This window comes from Alicyclobacillus hesperidum subsp. aegles, assembly GCF_027923525.1.
Classification (GTDB): Bacteria; Bacillota; Bacilli; order Alicyclobacillales; family Alicyclobacillaceae; genus Alicyclobacillus; species Alicyclobacillus aegles.
Window position 1 is genome coordinate 272,865 of sequence record NZ_BSBJ01000005.1, and the last position, 22,668, is coordinate 295,532.

The following is a 22,668-nucleotide window of genomic DNA, read 5'->3' on the forward strand; positions in this document are numbered from 1 at the left end:
TTTTGTTCGATCGCGATACATCCCTCGTTCTCGACCTACCAAAGCAGGTGTTCGAGGCCGTAAAGAACCTGGTTCAGTTCGACCACCCTGCGGCACGCAAGCAATACGCCAGGCATAAAGCTTTCGCGGCTTAACGAGTCGTGGCGGATCGTCAAGGTTTCCCCGACGCCCCCGAAAATGACTTCCTGATGGGCAACGAGCCCTGGTAGGCGCACGCTGTGAATCGGCACGTCGTAGTCGACACCCATCGCGTCGCGCGTGCGCAACGACGTACCAGAGGGCATGTCCAGTTTTTGCGCGTGGTGAAGCTCAATGATTTCCGCCCGCTCCATCCAGCGTGCGGCCTCTTTCGCGAAGCGCATCATCAGCAGTGCGCCGATGGCGAAGTTCGGACAAATGAGCCCGCCCAGCGATGCCTTGGCCGCCTCCGCCTGCCAACGTGCAATATCGGCGTCGCTATAGCCGGTCGCACCGACCACAGGCCGGATATTCGCGGCGATGGCGAGATCGATGTGTCGCACGACAGACCTCGGTGTCGTCAGATCCAACCACACGTCTGGACGCTCCGTGTCGATGAGCGTTTGCGGATCGACATAAACCTGTCCGAATCTATCGAGGCTCTCCAGTACGCCCTCGTTTGCACGATGTACGAGCAAACCGGCGATGCTAAGCCCCTGTGCATTGGCAATCGCCTGCACCGCAGTACTACCCATGCGTCCCGTCGCACCAGCGATGGCGACGCGTATTGGATGTTCTGTCACCGTTCGATTCCTCGCTCTCTAGTACGTAGCTTTTCGCGACAAGTCTTTCATCAGCCCCAACGGTGGCCAACAATTGACTCGCCTCTGGATTGAGCGGATCGAGCACGGCAGCCTGTGCGAGTAAGCGCGTGGCCAAGGCTTTTCGACCCCGCACGATAGCCCGGCGAGCGACGGCGACCATCCGCGACGCATGCACAGATTGCCAGTGTTCGGCGTAAAATCGATTGCCTGGCGCAATCAACGCCGCCCGTTTGGCCCAGTGGTCAGCCAAGCGTAAGCGATCATTGCGACGCGCCGTGATCGATCCGCGATAATACAGTTCCGGATTGTCAGGGTTCGTCAAAATGGCGCGTGCGAACGCTTCGAGTGCAGCGTCGTACAACCCCAGGTAAATGTACGCATACGCCGATTGAACAAACCGCTTCTCGTCCATGGAAATCACCTCCGTCCATCTTACGGAGGCGTACCGGACAAGGTGTGTACCAAAGCCTAAGGCGCAATTAGGGTTGTTCCGGTTCCCCAATGCGCGTCCAGCGATCCTTATCGCGCGTTTCAAACTTCTCCATGACCGCTAAAAAGGCCTTCTCCATGTCAATGTCGAGCCGATTCGCAAGGCAGGTAAGGACGAACAATAAGTCTCCCAATTCAAGGGCAATGTCGCCTTCGGGTTCGTCTTTCTTCTTTGGCTTCTCGCCATAGTGATGGTTGATCTCCCGTGCCAATTCGCCCAGTTCCTCGGCTAAGCGAACAACCAAGGTCATCGGCTGAAAGTAACCTTCGCGAAATTGGCTGATGTACGCGTCAACGCGACTTTGAACTTCCTGCAAGTGCATCGTCCCGTCCCCCTTGACTCTTCATTATAGCGGACAAGCTTGCACAAACATAAAAGCGCCTGCTTGTCATAAGCATGTAAGGACGATTTTGGACCAGCCCGGCATGCCGACTGGTTGCCAAGAAGGAGTGAATCGTTTGGGCAAAGAAAAAAAGGGGCGAGTTTTCACGGTCATCCTGGCGACCATGGCTGTCATCTTCACACTCGCCCTCGTCGTGTATCCAAAAGCGGGCTATGAAGCGGGTATGGAAGGGTTGAAAGTCTGTTGGGAGATCATCATCCCATCGCTACTCCCATTTTTTATTGTCTCCGAATTATTGCTCGGATTGGGAGTTGTACGCGGCTTTGGGGTGTTGCTCGAACCACTGATGCGCCCACTATTTAGCGTTCCTGGTGTTGGTGCGTTTGCTCTGTCGATGGGATTGGCCGCAGGCTACCCTATGGACGCTGTGATCACCGCCCGTTTCCGCGAAACCAACCAATGTACGAGGATTGAAGGAGAGCGGTTGCTTGCCTTCACGAACACAGCCGATCCGCTATTTATGTTTGGCGCAGTCGCCGTCGGCATGTTCAAGTCGCCAGCCTTAGGCGGTCTACTCGCTCTCGCACACTACATTTCATCGTTCCTCGTCGGTGTGGCTTTTAAGTTTTGGGGGCGCAAGGATCCCACGCACCTAAAAGAAATGCAGGAGCGAGAAGAAGTCCGCGCCAAAGGCAACATTCTCGTTCGTGCATTCCAAGAAATGTTGGCCGCACGGGAACAAGATGGTCGTCCCTTCGGCAAACTTCTTGGTAATGCCGTGAGTGAGTCGGTCCAGACCATTCTCATGATCTCTGGGTTTATCGTGTTTTTTGCAGTGCTCATCGAGATTCTTCACATCAGCGGCATTATGGCCGTGATCGGTTGGCCAGTCGCTTTAATTTACCATCTGTTTCATATCCACGGCGGGCTTGTCGGTCCAACGTTGGCAGGCGCGCTTGAATTGGACATCGGCAGCGCCCAGGCTGCAGCGGTCCACGCGCCACTGTTACAGCGACTCGCCCTCGTCAGCGGCATCATCGCATGGAGCGGGCTGAGCGTGCATGCACAGGTGGCAAGCGTATTGACAAACACAGATATTCGCATGAAACCGTATTTTATCGCTCGCTTTCTGCACGCATTTCTCGCTGCGCTCATTACCGTCATTCTCTACCTGTCTGGCATGGGCCGCGAAGCCGCACGAGCGATGGCGCCACTCACAGAGCACACAGCAGTGTTGACAGCGGAAGGAACGCATTCGTTTTGGCAAATCGCTTCATCGGGGTTGTCTTTATGGTTGATGGGGTTGGTCGTCTTGCTCGCCTGTTCGTTTGTCTTTGCAATGGCGAAGCGCCTGCGCATCATCCGCTTTTACGCCCGCATCAAGTAAGCTCCTAGCGTAAGAGAACAACACACGGTAAAATAGCCGGCTGCTCATGCCACGAGCCGCCGGTTTTCATATGCCTCTACAAGGGATCGGAACGGATGGTAAAGCTATGGCCCTGCCTGCCCCCCAGTCCTTATTCGCCAACGACGAAGGGCGAACCCAGGGAAATCTGCCCCAGGTCCGCCCTTCGTCGTGCGCTTACCCCGCGCTCAGTGTACAAGCGGTGGAAACCAGCGGTGAGCGAACAGTTGATCGTACAGAATGAAAGCGGCAATTGCGAAGGTATACACAGCGAACACACGCATTTTGCAACGCGCCACCAGCCACGTCGTCCAGCGAACGGAGAAGTATCCTGCGATCGCCGCCGCCAGTGCGCCCAACAGCATCTCCCCCCATGGTAACATCAACGCCTTTGCCGGTGCCTCGACGATATCGTCGAGCTTAACCAGCGTGCCGCCGAGAATCGCCGGAATCGATAACAAAAACGAAAACCGCGTCGCCGCCATGCGATCCATGCCGCGCCATAAACCGCCGGCGATCGTCAACCCGGAACGGGACAGTGCTGGTAGGATGGCGATGCCTTGCAATGTACCAATCCACAGGCTATCGGCTAGCGCCATGGACGATTCTGTCTTTGGTCCGGCCTCAATGGAGTCGATCCACCACAAGATGATGCCTGTCACGACGAATTCGAGGCCAATCGTCACGCCCGACTCAAACAGGTTATCAAACCATTCCTCACACAAGGCACCAATCACTGCGGTGGGCAGCAACGCCACCAGGACCATCCACGTTACGCGAGACCTCGGGTGTTTCCACAGCCAAACCACTTCTTTGCGCATCGCATATGCGACTGCCACCAGCGTTCCGATGTGTAGGAGCAAGATGAACAAGGTATCCTGTTCCACTTGCACGTGCATCAGTTTTTCGAATAACACGATATGGCCGGAACTGCTAATGGGCAAAAACTCTGTGATCCCTTGGACAATTCCCATGATCACTGCTTGAAGTGCGGTCATCCCAACATCCTCCTTGCGCGCCGCCGCAGCGCGAATCTACGGTTCTCTTCGGTCCTGCCCGGCCAGGCTTGGACACGCAGTAGATGTATATTGGCGGCGCGCTAGGAACATGTCCACGTCGTCATGATTCGGCGAGAGTGTCCATATAAATTCAGAAGGATTTGGGAGGGATGGACAATGCGATCGCGATGGCTGACCCTGCAAGTTGCATGTGTATACATTGGCACGGTCGTTGGCGCGGGCTTTGCTTCCGGTCGGGAAATCTATCAATTCTTCGCGCAGTACGGCATGGTCGCCTACGCATCCATTGGACTTGTCACCCTCGTCTTCGCCTGGCTAGGTTATCGGCTAATGGCCCTAGGCGCGAAACTGGGCGCCAAGTCGTTTCGCGATCTGACCACCTACGTGTTCCCGCCGCGGCTCGCGCAGGCGATGGATGGCGTAGTTTTGGTCATGTTGTTCGGTACGACGGTGGCGATGCTGGCGGGTACGGGAGAACTGTTTCGCGAGCGCCTGGGGTTGCCATTCTCGCTTGGTGTGGTCATTGGCATCGCGGTAACGATGTGGACGATGATGTTTGGCATGAACGGGCTGCTCAAGGTCAATACCTTGATTGTCCCATCGTTGACGGCATTTGTGCTATTTGTTACAGCACACACCGCCCTTTTCAGAAACGGCTTCGAACACGCGTTGCACCCGCTTGGAATTACCAATCAATTCGGGTTGCCGGTATGGTTGAATGCCTTGCTGTACGCCTCATTGAACATCGGCTTATCCATTGGTGTGCTCGTGCCGTTAGGCGGGCAAATCCGCTCCCGCAAAGTGCTCTCGCAAGGGGCACTGCTTGGCGCCCTAGGACTAGGCGGTCTCCTCGCCTGTGTCGCCTTCAGCTTATTCGCTTACATGCCCCAGATTGGCGAATACGCCATCCCAATGGGCTATATTGCGGCGCAGTTCCCAACATGGCTGACCGCCTTATTTATCGCCGTTCTCTTTGGCGAGATTTATTCGACGCTCGTCGGCAACATCTACAGCATGGCGGCCACTGTTGCGCGATCGCGACGTCACGTGTTGCTTGCAAGCCTAATTTCGCTCGTGGCAGCAGGGCTGTTAAGCCACTTTGGCTTTCGCGCCATCGTGGCATATGCGTACACCGCCTTCGGTTGGGTATCGCTTTGGTTCTTGTGCATGCTCGTCATGGCACGAGCAAGATTGCGGTAAATTAGCCCAACCCCGTATAATACCATGGAACTCAGGTGACATTGACTCGGTGATGAGCGATGTTTCAAAGGGGTCCAGAGGATGGTTCAAAAATCGGTCCAATGGTTCATGATTGTCCTAGGCGCATTCATTTATTCGCTTGGCCTCAACGGCTTTCTTGTCGCCAACCACCTCGCGGAAGGTGGCTTTGTCGGCGTCTCACTGCTGCTCTTGTACAAGTTGCATATTCAGGTTGGCGTGTCATTTTTCATCTTGAACATCCCGTTGCTTATCGTCGCTTGGCGGCTGTTTGGGCATGAATTTGTCCTCAAAACGGCGGTTGGGGTCATCGGCGTGTCCGTGTTCACGGAAGCGACAAGGCATCTACAAGTGCCGACGCACGATCCACTGCTCGCCGCGCTCTACGCCGGCGTGATCACAGGTATTGGCCTTGGCCTCATCTTTCGTACAGGTGGAACAACCGGCGGTTCGGACATCATCGCTCGCATCCTGCGCCACTACCGAGGGCTCGGCATGGGCAAAACCCTGTTCGCCATCGACTTCATCGTCATCCTGCTCGTCATGGTGATCATCGGCAAGGAAGTGGCGATGTACTCACTTGTCGCACTGTTCGTGTCGAGCCGCGTGATCGACTTTGTGATTGAAGGGGCATCGAGCGGACGGGCGGTCATGATTGTGTCGGACAAACACGAAGAGATTGCGGACGAAATTCACAAGCAATTAGATCGCGGTACGACTTTGCTACAAGCGCGCGGGGGCTACACAGGCACAGCTCGCCAGGTCATCTATTGTGTCGTGTCGCGGGACGAAGTCATGCGCGTCCAGCGAATCATCTCGACTGTCGATCCGACCGCATTCGTTACCGTCAACCCTGTACACGAAGTGTTGGGAGAAGGCTTTACGTACGACGGAGAACCCTCATCCATTGCACGCCGTCGCCGTAAACTCTTTTCATGATTAAGGGAGAGCAAGTGCGCCGGCCCGCGTGGATCTCGCGCGACATCGGCAAAAGGTGTCCAGCCGCAGCCGGACACCTGATTGTTACAGAGTGGATTTGCCACAATGGTCTACAGAGATGAGGCGGCTGTCAATTCACCTTGATCAAACGCGATGAGCCGCTGGCTCGCGATGAGAAACGCCGCCCTGTCCCCCGAATCCAATGCATCGTCGACTGCTCGCATCAATTCCTCGCGGCGGTGGGCGCGCAAGGCCTGGTCAATGACCCACTCGGCCTGCAAGGATAGCATTTCGCGCATCGCCGGATCCATGTCCGTGCGCACGGGTTCTTCGAGAACTGACGCAAATTCAGGGCAAGATGAACGGTCTTTGAAGAATAGTCCTACATAGATGTCCTCATCTGGATGCTGATACAGATCCATAAACGCCTGTTCCACATCGGTAGTCACCGGCTTATTGCGGCGATAGTAGCGGAAAGGAGCGACATGCACACAGGTTGTCGAGACGACGATGACGCGCGAAAAGTGACGGAAGTTATCGACGAAATGAACGCGTTGCAACACGTTTTCACGCGTCATCATATAGCGCAGCAGCATTTCCGCCTCACGACTTTGCAAATCGTAATTGGCCAGAAACCAGCGCAGAAAATGTTTCTTTTCAGCAACGGTCACGATGGTTCCCATAGCCATTCTCCTCCCTGCTTCACGAAGTCTCCGAAGCGTCCAGCGAGCAGCACCAGCAAACTTAAGAATTGTTTGTTCATTCTATTCGGTGGCTTTGCCTTCTTTTCCTGCACTCGTCGCTTTTTCACGAGGTTGCACAACTGCCGTGACAATCTAGGAGCCTAGTCCGGCCGCTTGAACACCTCCGCGTCCCACCCACTCGGCGAGCATGCGATCGACGTTAACAGGTATCGGCGCCATTCCGCGTGTGGCCAAAAGCGCTCGCCACGCCTCGAAGTCTCGCCCAAGCGACAAGCCCCGTTCGACCGTCCGATCGAGGATGCGGTACACCCGCAAGGCCCCACTGCTCTTCAGCTCCGCGAATTCGGCGATTTGAGCCTCCATCCGGGCATCCGGCACCATGACGACAATCTCGAAGTTAGGCTGCACAACCAGAGCCGCTTGCTGGTAAGTTAGCTCGTCTGGCAAATCGGCTTCGTCCTGTGTTAGTAATTCTTGACCGAGTTTTGTGATTTGAAACCATCGCTCCCCTGAATCGTCGTCATAGCCAATTCTGGCCACACCAAGATGGACCAACATTTTGACAATCCGCTGATCCCAGACGTCCGTCGGCTGATCGTAATAAAAAGCCTGTATCTGTGGCGCACAAATCGCATACAAAGACGTATTCGAAGTCCACGCGTCCGCCAGTAATCGGATGGTCTCAATGATGTCGTACAGTCGAGGAATCGGGCGCCGATAGGTGCGCACGTAAAACTGCAAAAGCCGCCGCAGTTGGGTCTTGCGACCCAGAGTAAGAAACTCCGACAAGCGAGCGGGATCGACGGTCAACCGCTCATCTTGACGCTCGATCACGATGCCTTCGTCGTAGGCAAAGTCGTACAACAATGCGAGGCGATCCGGGTAATCGTACGTGCGACGACCATAGCCAAACCTCCATTGCGGCAATTCAATGGACTCCTCGATTTCAAAGAGTTCCATCAATTGTTGTACATGCCGTTTATACATGGCCCCACTTGCGGTCAACCGCACTTCGCGCTGCTGAACGTACTGTAAGAAGGTGTGTAGATCATGCAGCGCGGCCATCCCTTCATCCATTTGCACGAGCGGATCGTCCGTGCGCACCTCAACCTGCGCGCGCCAACGACGCTGAAAATCATCGCGCAGGGCCATCTGCATGTCTGCGGGGACGATGTAATAGCGCCGACGTGAAGAATCGTTTTGTAAAAACAGCCAGCCTTGAGCTAGGGCTTTCTGAAGGCCTTTGACGGTGTCATGGCCGGCCGAGGCCAAGAGATGTTCGATCTCTTCTTTAGCAAAAACATTGCGCCGATGCAGAGCGATCCGCCTCAGCGAAACGCCCCATTCTTCGTGCCATTGGTTCAATTGTTCCGCCAAAGATAAGGGATTTCGTAGCGATTCCAAAATGGACTGCACCAGATCGAGCTTCGAGTACATCGTGCAGGACAGATGTAAGTTTTGGGCGATGGCTTGCAGTGTTGAAATGGACGCATGGTTTAGACACTCGCTCAGCCTCATGTGCTTCAACCTCCTCGGTACAACGCGTCGACGGCAACGATTTCATACGTATATCCTTGTTCAACCAAGTAGCTTTGGCGGTGAAAAGCGCGTTTCACTTCGACCGTTTGGTCGCTCACAAGCGAATAAAAAATCGCTTGCTTGCCGTTTGGGCGGAGGATTCGTCCAAGCCGTTGCGCCTCTTCCTGACGGGAACCATACAGGCCGGACAATTGGACAGCGACCGTCGCGGATGGCAGGTCGATGGCCGCATTCGCCACCCTGGACACGATAAGGACAGGTAGGCCGCCGGCGCGAAATTCGTTGTATAGGCGCAGCCGTTCGGAATGAAGAGTGCGACCATCAATGACGGGCGCACGCAACCGATTCGCAAGTTCGTGGAGCGGTGATGTGTAGTACCCCATCACGAGGGTGCGTTCTGCGCGATGTAATGCACAAATCTGCGTTGCGGCATCCAATTTCGAACGGTTCTGTGCCGCGATCCGATGCTTGTCCGCCGCACTTCCTCTTTCATAGTCTTGTCTGTCGCGCCCTATAAGCGGAACCCGAACTTCCACACAACGTACAGGCGCCAAATGTCCAGCGTCCGTTAAATCTCGCGCCTGCGTCTGAAAGACGACGGGTCCAACGAGTGACAATACATCCCCAACGCGCCCGTCCTCTCGAACGAGCGTCGCACTGAGCCCAAGCTTGCGTGCGGCCGCAAGTTCGGCTGTCAGCCGAAACCATCGGGCAGGTAACGTATGGACTTCGTCGTAAATGACCAACGCAAAACCTCGTTGACGATAACGCTCCAAGCGACGCAGCTGGCCCTGTCGATCACGCGCGACCAATCGGCCATACGTCGCAATCGCGACAGGTTTATCCGGGTTGTCGGCGTGCACATCGAGATCGCACTCGGACAGCGTTGTCCACGCAAGCAAGTGTTGTTTCCACTGTTCACACGCGGCCTCGTTGGGAGCGAGAATTAACGTCGGCATGCGCAGGCTTGCAAGAATGGCCGTTCCAACCACGGTCTTGCCGGCGCCACAAGGCATGACGATCACGCCATGCGCCGGACCGTTGAGAAACGCCTGCACCGCGTTGTACTGATATGCGCGCAACACCTTTTCCTGGCGCAAAGCGATGGCCACGTCGGCTGCCGGCGCCGTCGCCTTTACCGTAAGTTCCTGCAATGCAAGCGATGCAGACTTCATTTCTGCGATAATGGTGCGCTGTACCTGAATCGGTATCGGTGCTTGTGCAACCTGACGCAGGTACTGCAGGACATCGCCGGCAGAGCGTCCACCGCGAGCCAGTTCTCGCAATCGCAGTGGGGAAACCTGATAGACGGTTACCTCGTCAAAAAACTGAATGGGTTGCGCGAAATCATCCAGCGTGAGAGACGAATGGTTGGTTCCTAAGTGACCTGGGCGATCCAGCGAACGAGAGACATACAATCGGCCATCCGCCTGCGGATAGACAACCATGTCGACCTCCTGGTCATATCTGGGCTGTATACAAGCTTAGGATTTTGCAAACAAGAAGATGTATGCATCCGCGGCGACAAAAAAAGGGGGAATCCGCTTTCACGGATTCCCAAACAGGAGATTCTGCTAGGAGTGGAGAGAAATCAGAACATAACACCCTTCGGCTATAAGAATACACCCGTCTGTAAACGCTGTCAATACCACGTTTACAGCGTTTTTTCAGATTAGTCACTAGTCTCGGTTCTCGCCTTGCCGCGAGCAGACTCGACACGCTCCCGGGACGCCCGCGCTTGATCCAGCAATTCGCGCAACGACTCCGCATTCCCCGCCCGCAGTGCTTCTGCAAACTGGTGAACCTCCGCCTGCAGCCGTTCCAAGAAAGCTAACACAAAATTGCGATTGTCGAGGAGTGTGTCTACCCAAAATGCGCTTGGGGAAGCTGCAAGCCGTGTAATATCCCAAAACGCCGGACCTGCAATCCTCGCGGCCACATCACAGTCGACCCCGGTTGCCGCTTGCATTGCAGCGAGCGAAGTCACATGGATGCCGTGACTGAGGTAGGCAAGATTGCGATCGTGATCGTCCGCACAACGAACGTAGGTTGGGATTGCGCCTAGATCCGTCACCATTTGCTCCAATTCTGGCGGTGCCGGATGGGTTTCCAGGAAGAGCCAAGGGCGCGCAACAAATAAATCGGCATCAGCAGCTCCGGGTCCTCCGTTCGCCTTTCCCGCCATCGGATGCGTCGGGACGCACTGCCTGCCGTTTGCCATGATCCGCGAAAACGCATCGACGATGGGCCGCTTAATGCTGCACACGTCCATCGTCCAATCCGCCAGTTCGCTGACCGTTTCCGCGAGATCACAAGCCGCCCGCGAAGGTATGGCGAGCACGGCAAGCTCATAGTCGGGTGACACAGCCGTGATATCCGGCCAGACGCGATGAAAGACTCCCAATCTTTGCGCCTCGCTACGATATGCGTCGTGTCGTTCGACGGCATCAACCAAGATCGTTCCGTAGGCACGGCGAAGGGCGAGGGCCATGGATGTACCGATGAGCCCCGCCCCAATCACCAACACGCGTGTAAAGTGACCCTTCACTCAGCTCCGACTCGCTTCCAGTTGATATTCACGAACCAAGCGATGCGCATCTCGAACCTGTTTGGCCAAGCGATCAAACTCTTCCAAAGTGATGGTTTGATTGCCATCCGACCACGCTTCTTCCGGTTTCTTGTGCACCTCTACGATCACGCCCGCGGCCCCAGCGGCCACACCTGCGCGAGCCATGGCCGTCACATAGCGCGAATGGCCAATACCGTGGCTTGGATCGACAAGTACCGGCAAATGCGAAAGGTGCTGAACCACGGGAATGGCGTTTAAGTCCAAGGTGTTTCGCGTATAGGTTTCAAAGGTGCGAATACCGCGTTCACACAAGATGACGTTCGGATTGCCTTCAGACAGAATATATTCTGCGGACATCAGCCACTCTTCGATCGTATTGGAAAAGCCCCGTTTGAGCAGCACAGGGCGATTCGTCTTGCCAACCGCCTTCAACAAGGCGTAGTTTTGCATATTGCGCGCGCCAATCTGCAAGACATCGACATAATCGGCAACGAGATCGACCAAGCCCGGCTCCATGATCTCGGATACCACAGCTAAGCCTGTCGCCTCGCGCGCAGCGGCCAGGTACTTCAGACCTTCTTCGCCAAGTCCCTGGAAGGAATACGGGGACGACCGCGGTTTAAACGCGCCACCGCGCAACATGTGTGCGCCGCTGGCCTTGATTGCCTGAGCGATCTCAATCAGGCCCTCCTTCGACTCGACGGAACATGGGCCAGCGATAATCGTCGGCTCATCGCCACCTACGACATGACCTAAAATTTCAATGGTCGTGTTATCTGGGTGGAACGGCCGGCTAGCCAGCTTAAATGGATAGCTGACGGAAACGATTTTTTCGACCCCAGGCAAGCCCTCGACGCCTAATTCGCGCACCTTTTCCTTTTGTCCGATGACACCAATGACCGTCATTTCTGCGCCCTCGGAAAGATGCGTCCCAAGTCCCTTGCTCTGTAACAGTTGCATGACGCGCTCGATTTCAGATTTCGACGCGCCCTCCTTCATGACGACAATCATGGTTCTCTCTCCTTCGCAATCGCGCGCCTTCAAGCACAACTGCATACATAAGTGTTTGAAAAGTCTATCACATGTTTTAAGAGATGGACAATGGTTAAACGGTACGGGTTAAGCACGGCACGCGTCTTTCAAGCTCATCGTGAAATGGCTGACCATGTCGATGGCGTCGCCGCCACCACTTGCCGCGTCGCCAATCCGCCGCACGTAGGCGCTCCCGACGATCACGCCATCGGCATAGCCGGCGATTTCACGCACGTGATCTGGCGTACTGACACCGAAACCGACGCAGGCCGGTAAATTCGTATGGCGTTTGACGGCTTGCACCAACGACTCCACCTGTGTGGAAATGGCACTGCGCTCACCCGTAACGCCCAGCGACGAAACGCAGTAAACAAAGCCGCGAGCCTGTTGCGCGATCGCCTGAACGCGATTTTCTCCTGACGTCGGGGCAACAAGCGGTATCCAGGCAATGCCTTGTTTCTCTGCAGCGCTCGCCAAATCAGGGGCTTCCTCGAGCGGCACGTCGGGTACGATCACGCCGTCGCCGCCTGCTTGGGCAAGTTCAGCAAAAAACCGCGTTGCACCGTACTGCATCAATGGATTGACATAGGTAAACGCGATGAGCGGCTTGTTCGTCTCCTTGCGCAAGTCTTGCACAAGACGGAAACAGTCCGGAAGCTGACACCCGCGATTCAGACTACGCAGGGCTGCAGCCTGGATGACCGGGCCATCGGCCAACGGATCTGAATACGGAAAACCAATTTCGAGCATGTCTGCACCCGATTCCAGAATGGCGCGTGCAATGGCGAGAGATGTTTCATAGTCCGGATCGCCGGCGACGATAAACGGAATCAACGCCCGGTTCGAGCCAAGGGAAGCAAATGCATCACGAATTCGCTCCATCAGCGAGCCCTCCTTCCATGTGCGCCACCTGCTCGACATCCTTATCGCCGCGGCCCGATAGACAGATGACGACAATGCTGTCCTTTTGCATGCGCTGTGCCTCACGTACCACATACGCGATGGCATGGGCGCTTTCGAGCGCCGGGATGATGCCTTCCAACTTAGACAAGAGGTAAAACGCCGATAGAGCCTCCTCATCGGTCACCGGCACGTACGTAGCACGCCCGCTCTCTGCAAAATGCGCATGTTCTGGTCCAATTCCCGGATAGTCAAGTCCTGCCGAAATCGAATGTGCAGGCGTCACCTGGCCATATTCATCCTGAAGAAGCATCGTCTTGGCGCCGTGCAAAACACCGGGGCGCCCTTTGTTGATGCTCGCCGCGTGATGTTCGGTATGGATACCATGTCCCGCGGCCTCGGTGCCAACAAGCTGTACCTGTGTATCTTCGACAAATGGAAAAAACATACCCATGGCATTGCTGCCACCACCGACGCAGGCGACAATCGTATCAGGCAAGCGTCCTTCCTGCTCGAGAATTTGTTCTTTCGTTTCATCTCCGATCACGCGCTGAAAGTCGCGTACAATCTGCGGATATGGGTGAGGTCCCACGACCGAACCAATGACGTAGTGCGTGTCATCGACATGTGAGACCCAGTGCCGAATGGCCTCGTTCGTCGCATCCTTTAAGGTACGGGTGCCGCTCATCGCGGGGACGACCTCTGCCCCTAGCATGCGCATGCGAAATACGTTAAGAGCCTGTCGCCGCATATCTTCTTCGCCCATAAAGACCGTACACTCAAGGCCAAATCGCGCCGCAATGGTCGCGGAGGCAACACCGTGTTGTCCAGCGCCCGTCTCCGCAATAATTCGCCGTTTGCCGGTGCGCAACGCAAGCAGTCCTTGGCCTATGGCGTTGTTGATTTTGTGTGCCCCAGTATGGTTTAAATCCTCACGCTTTAAGTAAATCTTCGGTCCGCCGAGATGTTCAGTCAGCCGTTCGGCAAAATACAAGGGTGTAGGGCGCCCTGCATACTGCTTCAAGTAATAGGCCAATTCCGACTGAAACGACGCATCGGCGCGCAAACGCAGGTAATCCTGTTCCAATTGCAACAAGGCCGACATCAGGGTCTCTGGTACATACCGTCCCCCAAACTGCCCGTAACGGCCGTTTGGGTCAGGAAATGCGTAGTTATTTTGCATACTCAATGCTCGCCACCGCCTTTATCAATTGCGCAATCCGCTTCGCGTCTTTGCGCCCGTCCGTCTCAACGCCTGACGACAAATCAATTCCATACGGTTTACAGGTACGGAACAATGTGTGGACGTTCTCGGGTGCAATACCACCTGCCACCCACAATGGAAATCCATCAAGAGCCGTACATATATCGGATAAAATAGTCCAATCGAAGGCGACCCCATGTCCTCCCGTCACACCGCCCCCGGCGTCTTTTGGCGGTTTGGCGTCTAGCAAAATTGCATCGACGACGGGCATATAGCGGGCACAAGCCTGTAGTATGGCCTTTAAATCTGGATTGCTAAGGGGTACTGGAATAGCCTTCCAAACCTTGCATCCTGCGTCTTGCAAACTGCCGCAAAGTTCGACAGATTCGCTTCCGTGCAATTGTGCAACGTCGAGGTGTGCAATGCGGACGGCCTCCTGAACCGACTCGAGATCCGCATTTGAAAACACGCCAACGGTCTGTACCTGATCCCGAACCTGCTCCACCATGCCTAAAACCGCTCTTGGTGTAACGAAACGCCGGGAAGAAGGTACCATGACAAAACCCACGTGCGTGATCCAAGAATCGCTTGTGAAGGCGAGATCATCACCAGGGAGCAAACCACAGATTTTTACAAAAGGGCGATCACTCATCGAATGTTCCCCAGGCTCTCATACGGCACCTGCAACTCCGACAAGCACGTCGCAACGTCCTCAAGATTGGCATGTCGCATGAGCAACTCACCGACGAGAATGCCACGGGCCCCTGCCGCCGCCATCCGAATCGCGTCCGCAGGGCCAAAAACCCCACTCTCGGCAATGACCACGACATCGGCAGGTAACTCTCGCAAAATGGCTTCCGATACGCCCAAATCGACCTCAAACGTGTGCAAATCGCGATTGTTAATGCCAAGAATGCTCGGATTTGCCGCCAGAGCCGCCTCCACTTCGTCCACATTGTGAACTTCTAACAACACTTCGAGGCCTTGTGCCTTGGCGTATGCGGAGAGTTCAGATAGCCTTGCCGGCGGCATTGCCGCTGCAATTAACAACACGACATCCGCCCCGGCTCCTACCGCCTCGTCGATTTGCAACTCATCAATGATAAAATCCTTGCGCAACACGGGAATGGCCACGCACTCCCGAACTGCCCGCAAATCGTCAATCGTACCCTGAAAGTATTCTCGATCCGTTAAGACCGAAATGGCGGCCGCTCCTGCTCGCTCGTACACCTGTGCACGCGCAACCGGGTCGACCTGTGTTTGAATTGTACCCTTCGATGGGCTTTTGCGCTTAATTTCTGCGATAACACCTAATTTTCCACGTTCGACAAGCCGTTGTCGCAACGACCGGTATGGCGTCGTTCGCGTACGCACAAGCTTTCCTGTATTCGCAGCGAGACGCAACTGGTCAATCTCCTGCCGTTTGGTCTCCAAAATGTTGTCCAATATTGTCGCCATATTAGTGCACCTCTCCCGCTTGCACAGACTGCGCATGAGCTTGCGTGCCTGCCACGAACTGCTCCAGTTTCGCAAGCGCCGCGCCGCTATCGATAAGCTGCGCCGCAAGGTCAACGCCTTCCGCGATACTCGCCGCCTTGCCACCCACGTACAGAGCCGCACCCGCATTGAGCAACACGACGTCGCGCTTAGGCCCTTTCACTCCCTGCAACACCTTGCGAATCATATCAGCGTTCTCTGCGGGAGTTCCTCCCGTGATGGAAGACACCGGGGCACGCACGAGTCCGACTTCTTCCGGCGAAATGGCATACGTTTCGATACGCCCAGCCCTGACCTCGGCCACCTGTGTCGGCCCCGACAGCGACAACTCGTCCAAACCGCCGTCGCCGTGCACGACCAAAGCATGCTCTGCGCCCAATTCCAACAGGGCATCAGCCACGGTTGGCACAAGACTTGGTTTAAACACGCCGAGGACCTGGCGGCGAGCGTTTGCAGGATTGGTCAAAGGACCCAAGATATTAAAAATCGTTCGGAACCCAAGCTCCCGACGAACTTGAGCGGCATATTTCATCGCGGGGTGAAAGACTTGCGCAAAGAGGAAACAGAGGTTGGTATCGGCGAGCAGACGCTCACACGCCTCGGTGGACAGCTCGATCTCGGCACCCAAGGCCTGCAATACGTCAGCACTGCCACTGCGGCTCGAAGCGGCTCGATTGCCGTGTTTGGCCACGGGAATCCCTGCAGCTGCAGCAATGAATGCAACTGTCGTTGAAATATTGAAGGTATCACGGCCATCTCCACCGGTGCCACACGTATCGATGGCACTGGCAGGAGCCGTAATATGCAATGCGTGCCGACGCATGGCCCGCGCAAATCCCGCAATTTCCGAAGGTTGTTCACCGCGAGCCGCCATGACGCTGACCAAGGCGGCAGCCTGTGCCTGTGTCACGCGGCCTTGCATCCATTCGTTCATAAACGCGTCTGCAGCCGTCACGTCGAGTGTCTGGCCTGCGACGACGGTGCGTAACGCAGTTTGCACCAAATCATTCACTTTCGATGTCTCCTCTCAACTCGAGCATCGGCAAACCACATCCGCCGACACCCGCTCACCTCAACTCACTCTACTCGACTGCCGAATGGCCAATCGATCTGTTATAGACATGGTAGCGGCCGAACCGCCCCCCGTCAACCGGCAAACGCCTGCCAGAACAGGCGGTCGTACCAGTCATCGCGTTGCGAGGTCAGGCCGCAATTGTACGGCTTCTCCAAGATATACATGAATCAGTTCGTCCTGCGCTTTGTCCGTGTTTAGGTGCACCAAGACCCGAATGCTGCGAGGCAGTGACCCAGGTACTTCGATCTCGCGTGCACACATCAAAGGAACCCACTGCCACCCCGGCAACTGCCGAACCGCCAGGGCCGGAAATCCTGCATTCAAATCGGCAGTCATCGTCAGGATGACACTGGCCACATCGTCGACATCGATGTTGTTTAGACGTACAATTTCTTCCATTAACTCACGCGTGGCTCGCCAAATTTCTTCCCGATCGTTCGCCTTTACCGTAGTCGCCCCGCGCAATCCCCGTACCTTCATGCACTCTCCCCCTCTAGCGCGCGTTGATACACGCGACGCACCTCGTCCTCTTCGACCCCACTGACAACTTCGACGCGACCAATCGCCTGCGGGAGTGCGAACGTCCAACCGCGGCGGCCGTGCTTCTTATCCACCTGGATTCGTTTCGCAATCTCAGCAAAATCTCGCTCCTGCGGACGAATTGGCAAACCGTGTGCAAGCAATAGTTGCACTAGTCGATCGCGCGCTTCCATCGTCAGCATGCCGCGCATCACGGCGAGATCGGCTTCCAACACGAGACCGATGGCAATCGCTTCGCCATGTCCTAATTCGTAATCGGAGCACTGTTCGACAGCATGGCCAATCGTGTGTCCGACGTTGAGGACCTGACGCAACCCAGTTTCGTGTTCATCCGCATTGACGATGTTGACCTTCACCTGCATGGCATCGGCCAAAATAGGTTCGAGGACGGCCGCATCTGGGCACTCGCGCAGAGGCTGCGCCTCCAGGGTCGCAAACAAGTCGGCATCACCGATGAGCGCATGTTTGATGACTTCTGCCATGCCGTTTACCCATTGCCGCTGCGGCAACGACAAGAGCGCTCTGGTGTCAAACACGACCGCCTTCGGCGGATAAAACGCCCCAACAAGGTTTTTCCCTTGTGGCAGATTTACACCAACCTTGCCGCCTAGCGCACTGTCGTGCGCCAGCAAGGTTGTCGGGGCCTGGATAAACGGCACCCCACGCATATACGTCGCTGCGACAAAGCCGGCGAGATCTCCGACGACCCCTCCGCCAAGTGCCACGATCACGTCGCTGCGGCGAAACCCTATTGCCAAGAGCTCGCCATACACGGAGACGGCCGTATCGAGCGACTTGTGCGCATCACCCGCAGGTATCTCGATAAACGAATAGGTAGACGAACTTTGCTGCAAGGCGGTGACCAATTCTTCGGCAATGGGCTGTTGACGCACCGTGTCATCTGTGACAATAGCGATGTGGCGCCCGCCAAGGCCCGCCTCGTCAAGGACACCTGGCAACCGTGACAAAGCGCCAGCCCCGACAATGACCGGATACGTATGACGCTCGCTGACAATCGTAAGTGTCCTCATCGCCGACTCACGCGCGCCTGGTATTGCGCCCAATTGTCTTTCATTTGTTCGAGCGAATCGCCACCGAGCTTCTCGATGAGCGCATCCGCAATCACCCATGCGACGACGTTTTCACCCACCACTGACGCCGCGGGCAGCGCACAATAGTCGGATCGCTCGATGGCTGCCAGTTCCGCTTCTTTCGTCTTCATGTTGACGCTGGGCAACGGCTTATACAAAGTTGAGATAGGTTTCATGGCGACGCGCAGGACGACGTCTTGGCCGTTGGTGACACCGCCCTCAAGGCCGCCGGCGCCGTTGGACGACCGAAGATAACGCTGCCCATCGTACAGAATCGGATCGTGAACTTGCGAACCCATCCTCCGTGCCGCCTCGAAACCAAGCCCAATTTCAACACCCTTGATGGCCTGAATGCTCATTAAGGCACCGGCCAATCGGCCATCGAGCTTCCGATCCGGCATGGCATAGCTACCAAGCCCAATTGGGCAACCGCGGACGATGACTTCAAAAATGCCCCCAACCGTGTCTCCGTTTGCCTTTGCTTCGTCAATCTTTTCGATCATCCGTTGCGATGCGTTCGCATCCGCGCAGCGCACTTCGGAGCTGTCGGCCGCGGCTATAAGCTGCTCCAGGCTATCCGGCAGCTGTGCCGCTTTCACGTCACACAACTCGACGACGTGCGCGGTGACTAGAATGTTAAACTCGGCGAGCAATTGCTTCGCCAAGGCACCCGCCGCCACGATGGTTGCAGTGTTACGAGCACTCGCCCGCTCCAAAACGTTGCGGATATCCTCGTGATCATACTTAATGGCGCCGGCCAAATCGGCATGACCTGGCCGCGGCCGGTAGATTTCTTTCAGATCTTCTGGCTTTTCTCCAAATGGCGCCATGCGATCCGTCCAATTTTTAAAATCGCGGTTGGCGACGACCATGGTAATGGGCGTGCCAAGCGTCTTGCCAAAGCGAATGCCGCTGGTAACTTCCACAGTGTCCGTCTCAATTTGTTGTCGAAATCCGCGACCATATCCCATTTGTCGTCGTCGCAATTGTTCGTCAATTTTCCCCTTGGACACGGGTAAATTACTCGGAAACCCGTCGACAACAATCGTCAATTCTGGGCCGTGTGACTCTCCGGCCGACAAATAACGTAGCAAAGGCTGCCCCTCCACTTCCAGCGCTCTCCCCTATGCGCCTGTCTCTGCGAATTAGAGGTAGTATACCATACATGCCTTGGCACAGGCTGAACTTTCGCATATGCCAAGGCCACACTTTTACTTCCGATACGCTTCTACACTGGCCACGAGCAAGCGCAGAGTCGCGTCCACATCCGCGAGATCGACCATGGCCTCTGCAGCTCCTGCTGCGTGAACGGGATACGAAATGCCAGCGGCCAGAATACCCGCACGGGTCAATTGAATGGCGCCCGCATCGCTGCGCCCGCTCGGCCAGACTTCGTATTGCAGTGTAATGCCAAGCGCATGAGCCGTGTCCTCAACGAGTTGTTTCACGGCTAAAGGAGCCACGGTTCCTGCGTCCATCACCTTAAAGGCAGGTCCCGCACCGAGTTGTAACGCGGTCCGCTTGCCACCGGGAACATCGGACGCCGGAGTAGCGTCGACGACGATTGCCAAATCGGGTTCGAGGGCAAATGCCGCAGCCTGCGCCGCGCGCGCCCCCGGCGCATTTTGCGCCGTAAAGACGACGCTAACATGCAGACCGCGTTGCGCCAAATCGCGAAAGGCCTGTAAGGCGACCGCACAGCCGACCCGATTGTCCAGCGCTCGACCGAGCAACCGGCCGTTACCCAGCTCGGTGACAGATCCGCCTATTACGCCGCTCAGTCCAATAAAGGCGCGGGATTCGGCCTCTTCACGATGTTTGGCGCCGATATCGATAAACAGTTGGTCAAACTGTTCTGGCCGCTTCTCGCGGTCTTCCAGGCAGACCAGGCCAATCGTACCATTCGTAAATGTCACCTGCCGAAAGGCCGCCTCAGAAGCCGTCAATCCCTCCGTCGGAATGACACGCAAATAGCCGTTGTCATCGATGTCAATGACCATGACGCCCGGTTCGTCCATGTGCGCTGCAATCATCACATGTGGACCATCGCCGTGCTTCGTCGCGATGGCATTGCCAAGCGCGTCCATACGGGTTTCATCGGCAAGGTCCTGCACGGCGTCGAGCAGCACCGACGCGATGCGCCCTTCGCTACCTGACGGGGCTATCTCCCCCGCCAAACGAACGATCCATTCCTTCACAAGGTAAAACTCCCTTCCGCGATCTCTTTGAGTACCGCCTGCAACAGCCGTTGTGCATTTTCCACGTCGTCGAGCGAAACCACCTGCGTAGGCGCGTGAATATAGCGCACAGGCACCGAGATCGATCCACCAACAACACCCTTGCCGACGCGATGAATGGCCCCAAAGTCGTTCGATCCGCCCTTCACCCGCCGCCACTGCACGGGAATTCCGTGTCGTTTGGCCGTCTCCCACATAAATTCGGCAAACCGACGATCCGCAATTGTCTGCGCATCTTGCACGGTCAGTGCCGGTCCTTTACCGAGCACGGTCGACTGCCCATGCGACGGCGCCCCGACGACGTCGAAGCATACGGTACCTTCGAGCGCAATTGCGATGTCGGGCTGTATCTGATACGCGGCCGCCCTCGCTCCGCGGAGCCCTATCTCCTCCTGCACCGTAAATGCTCCATAGAGTGGATACGGGACCTCAGACCGCATCGCTTCCACCAGCAGCGCACAACCGACGCGATCGTCAAACGACTTGCCTTTCGCGGCTCGCTCGCCAAACTCCGCGTAACGCGTGGCAAACACCGCCGCATCGCCCGGTTTGACGACCGACTTCGCATCCGCCGCATCCTTTGCACCAATATCGATGTAGAGCTTCTCCATCGGGATGGGCTTTTGCCGTTCTTCAGGCGCTTGCAGATGGACCGGCTTTGCACCAATTACCCCCGGAATTCTGTCGGGTCCAATGAATACAGGCTTGGACACGAGCACGCGCGGATCGATCCCGCCGAGCGACCGGAATTTGAGCAATCCGGCATCTGCGCCCCCGTCGCAAATCTGTACAACCATCAAACCAACTTCATCCATATGGGCATCGAGCATGACCTTGGGTCCAGGCTTTGCCGCCCCTTTGACAGCAATCAGATTGCCAAGCACGTCCGTTTTCATCTCATCGACGCGGCCCTCTAGTTCGCCGCGAATGACGTTTCGCACTTCATCCTCAAATCCGGTCGGGCCGAACGCCTCCGACAGCGTTTTTAATAGCATGACAAGTCCTCCACCTGCGCCATGTCCAGTTCGGCGATATAGTGTGCCAACAGACGTGCGCACTGTTCGATGTCGGCATATGATCCTGTCTCGACTGATGTGTGCATATAGCGAATAGGAATCCCGACCAAGGCTGCGGCGAGGCCCGGTCCGGCGACTTGAAACGCGTTTGCATCCGCACCAACGGGCGTTTGTGAAAGCTCGATTTGGTACGGAATGCGGTGGCGCTCCGCGACATCGACAAGCCGCTGAAAGACCTTTCGGTGCAAATTCGGACCAAACGAGATGGCCGGCCCAGCGTCTAGTGCAAACGATTCGTCTGCGGCCTGTCCGGGAAATGCGCCAAATGTCACATCAATGGCAATGGCGACATCTGGCTGCACCGCGAACCCAACGGTCTGTGCGCCACGCAGTCCAACTTCTTCTTGAACCGTCGCGACCGCATACACGTCCGCTTGGTGGACAAACTGCCGCAACCGATGCAACGTTTCTAGTAAAATGGCAAGACTTGCGCGGTTATCAAGCGATTTGCCAGCCAGGCGCCGATTGCGCAACAAATACACTTCTCGCGACAACGTGACACGGTCGCCGATGCGCACGCGCTCTCGTACAGCACTTTCGGGCATCGCTAAATCGAGATACAAGTCGGACAAAGGCGCTGCCTTCCCCCGCTCCTCAGGAGCCGTCAGATGTGGTGGTTTCGAACCGACGACTGCCAGCAAATCTCCACTGCGTGTATGAACAACGACTTCTTGCCCAACCAGAGTTCGCGGGTCAAAGCCTCCCGTCTGCGCCACTCGCAAAAAACCGCCCTCTTCGATGCGAGCGACCACAAGTGCGATCTCGTCCATATGCGCGGCAAGCAACACGCGAGGTCTACGTCCCTCACCGCGCCCCTCTATACAGGCCACAACATTGCCCATGACATCGACCTCGACCTTATGGGCATAGCTGTGCAACTGTGGTACGACCACGTCGCGCACCGCACCTTCAAAGCCAGGGCCGCCATGTGTGGTCATCAGTTGTTCTAACAATCGCTGATGGTTTTCCATAGGCGTGCAACCACCTCTCTTCAACAAAACACAAATA

The 22,668-nt window shown here is 56.1% G+C and carries 23 protein-coding genes; 3 read left to right on the top strand and 20 right to left on the bottom strand.

Features of this window, described 5'->3' with window-relative positions:
* Positions 1-35: 35 nt before the first annotated feature.
* The 3 genes from QMF38_RS04140 to QMF38_RS04150 form a co-directional block, all read right to left on the bottom strand.
* Complete coding sequence (locus QMF38_RS04140; protein ID WP_281758821.1) at positions 36-713, bottom strand: 4-hydroxy-tetrahydrodipicolinate reductase; 678 nt, start codon at positions 711-713, stop codon at positions 36-38.
* A complete protein-coding gene (locus tag QMF38_RS04145; protein WP_281758773.1) occupies positions 706-1,194 on the bottom strand; it encodes a hypothetical protein in 489 nt (162 codons plus the stop codon). Before QMF38_RS04145 ends, QMF38_RS04140 begins: the two co-directional genes overlap by 8 nt.
* Before the next feature lie 67 nt (positions 1,195-1,261).
* Positions 1,262-1,594 (bottom strand): nucleotide pyrophosphohydrolase, encoded by a 333-nt coding sequence (locus tag QMF38_RS04150; protein WP_281758774.1) that lies wholly within the window; start codon positions 1,592-1,594, stop codon positions 1,262-1,264.
* Positions 1,595-1,721: 127 nt separating this feature from the next.
* On the opposite strand from QMF38_RS04150, the gene ylbJ reads away from it, so the two are divergent.
* On the top strand, positions 1,722-3,002 hold the full coding sequence (gene ylbJ, locus QMF38_RS04155) for a sporulation integral membrane protein YlbJ (RefSeq protein WP_281758775.1): 1,281 nt from the start codon (positions 1,722-1,724) through the stop codon (positions 3,000-3,002).
* Between the two features lie 206 nt (positions 3,003-3,208).
* On the opposite strand, the gene QMF38_RS04160 is transcribed toward ylbJ, so the two are convergent.
* Entirely contained in the window at positions 3,209-4,018 is an 810-nt protein-coding gene (locus QMF38_RS04160) for an undecaprenyl-diphosphate phosphatase (RefSeq protein ID WP_281758776.1), read from the bottom strand.
* Positions 4,019-4,195: 177 nt separating this feature from the next.
* Here QMF38_RS04160 and QMF38_RS04165 point away from each other — a divergent pair, with 177 nt between their 5' ends.
* Together QMF38_RS04165 and QMF38_RS04170 are read left to right on the top strand one after the other, a co-directional pair.
* Positions 4,196-5,239, top strand: a complete 1,044-nt coding sequence (locus tag QMF38_RS04165) for a YkvI family membrane protein (protein ID WP_281758777.1) — start codon at positions 4,196-4,198, stop codon at positions 5,237-5,239.
* Positions 5,240-5,320: 81 nt separating this feature from the next.
* The gene (locus QMF38_RS04170) at positions 5,321-6,196 is read left to right on the top strand and encodes a YitT family protein (RefSeq protein WP_281758778.1); all 876 of its coding nucleotides are present in this window, start codon (positions 5,321-5,323) and stop codon (positions 6,194-6,196) included.
* 110 nt (positions 6,197-6,306) lie between these two features.
* Here QMF38_RS04170 and QMF38_RS04175 read toward each other — a convergent pair whose 3' ends face one another.
* The 16 genes from QMF38_RS04175 to QMF38_RS04250 form a co-directional block, all read right to left on the bottom strand.
* Positions 6,307-6,879: a YpiB family protein gene (locus QMF38_RS04175; protein ID WP_040290052.1), complete on the bottom strand. Its 573-nt coding sequence runs from the start codon at positions 6,877-6,879 to the stop codon at positions 6,307-6,309.
* A 153-nt stretch (positions 6,880-7,032) separates the two neighbouring features.
* Positions 7,033-8,418 (bottom strand): helicase-associated domain-containing protein, encoded by a 1,386-nt coding sequence (locus tag QMF38_RS04180; RefSeq protein ID WP_281758779.1) that lies wholly within the window; start codon positions 8,416-8,418, stop codon positions 7,033-7,035.
* 5 nt (positions 8,419-8,423) lie between these two features.
* Positions 8,424-9,887, bottom strand: a complete 1,464-nt coding sequence (locus QMF38_RS04185) for a DEAD/DEAH box helicase family protein (RefSeq protein ID WP_281758780.1) — start codon at positions 9,885-9,887, stop codon at positions 8,424-8,426.
* Between the two features lie 224 nt (positions 9,888-10,111).
* Positions 10,112-10,987, bottom strand: coding sequence for a prephenate dehydrogenase (locus QMF38_RS04190; RefSeq protein WP_281758781.1), 876 nt, complete (start codon positions 10,985-10,987; stop codon positions 10,112-10,114).
* Complete coding sequence (gene aroF / locus QMF38_RS04195; RefSeq protein WP_058095092.1) at positions 10,988-12,019, bottom strand: 3-deoxy-7-phosphoheptulonate synthase; 1,032 nt, start codon at positions 12,017-12,019, stop codon at positions 10,988-10,990. It abuts the gene before it with no gap.
* Positions 12,020-12,127: 108 nt separating this feature from the next.
* The gene (trpA, locus tag QMF38_RS04200; protein WP_281758782.1) at positions 12,128-12,922 is read right to left on the bottom strand and encodes a tryptophan synthase subunit alpha; all 795 of its coding nucleotides are present in this window, start codon (positions 12,920-12,922) and stop codon (positions 12,128-12,130) included.
* Positions 12,906-14,123 (bottom strand): tryptophan synthase subunit beta, encoded by a 1,218-nt coding sequence (gene trpB / locus QMF38_RS04205; protein WP_281758822.1) that lies wholly within the window; start codon positions 14,121-14,123, stop codon positions 12,906-12,908. Before trpB ends, trpA begins: the two co-directional genes overlap by 17 nt.
* A complete protein-coding gene (locus tag QMF38_RS04210; RefSeq protein WP_281758783.1) occupies positions 14,113-14,796 on the bottom strand; it encodes a phosphoribosylanthranilate isomerase in 684 nt (227 codons plus the stop codon). The genes trpB and QMF38_RS04210 overlap by 11 nt, the downstream gene beginning before the upstream one ends.
* Positions 14,793-15,602, bottom strand: a complete 810-nt coding sequence (trpC, locus tag QMF38_RS04215) for an indole-3-glycerol phosphate synthase TrpC (protein WP_281758784.1) — start codon at positions 15,600-15,602, stop codon at positions 14,793-14,795. Before trpC ends, QMF38_RS04210 begins: the two co-directional genes overlap by 4 nt.
* A 1-nt stretch (position 15,603) precedes the next feature.
* Positions 15,604-16,653, bottom strand: coding sequence for an anthranilate phosphoribosyltransferase (gene trpD / locus QMF38_RS04220; RefSeq protein ID WP_281758785.1), 1,050 nt, complete (start codon positions 16,651-16,653; stop codon positions 15,604-15,606).
* Between the two features lie 174 nt (positions 16,654-16,827).
* Entirely contained in the window at positions 16,828-17,196 is a 369-nt protein-coding gene (gene aroH / locus QMF38_RS04225; protein WP_281758786.1) for a chorismate mutase, read from the bottom strand.
* Complete coding sequence (gene aroB, locus QMF38_RS04230) at positions 17,193-18,287, bottom strand: 3-dehydroquinate synthase (protein ID WP_281758787.1); 1,095 nt, start codon at positions 18,285-18,287, stop codon at positions 17,193-17,195. The genes aroH and aroB overlap by 4 nt, the downstream gene beginning before the upstream one ends.
* Entirely contained in the window at positions 18,284-19,441 is a 1,158-nt protein-coding gene (gene aroC / locus QMF38_RS04235; protein ID WP_281758788.1) for a chorismate synthase, read from the bottom strand. The genes aroB and aroC overlap by 4 nt, the downstream gene beginning before the upstream one ends.
* 117 nt (positions 19,442-19,558) lie before the next feature.
* A complete protein-coding gene (locus tag QMF38_RS04240) occupies positions 19,559-20,545 on the bottom strand; it encodes a zinc-binding metallopeptidase family protein (protein ID WP_281758789.1) in 987 nt (328 codons plus the stop codon).
* Entirely contained in the window at positions 20,542-21,579 is a 1,038-nt protein-coding gene (locus QMF38_RS04245; protein WP_058095100.1) for a M42 family metallopeptidase, read from the bottom strand. The genes QMF38_RS04240 and QMF38_RS04245 overlap by 4 nt, the downstream gene beginning before the upstream one ends.
* Positions 21,570-22,631, bottom strand: coding sequence for a M42 family metallopeptidase (locus QMF38_RS04250; RefSeq protein WP_281758790.1), 1,062 nt, complete (start codon positions 22,629-22,631; stop codon positions 21,570-21,572). The genes QMF38_RS04245 and QMF38_RS04250 overlap by 10 nt, the downstream gene beginning before the upstream one ends.
* Between the last annotated feature and the right edge of the window lie 37 nt (positions 22,632-22,668).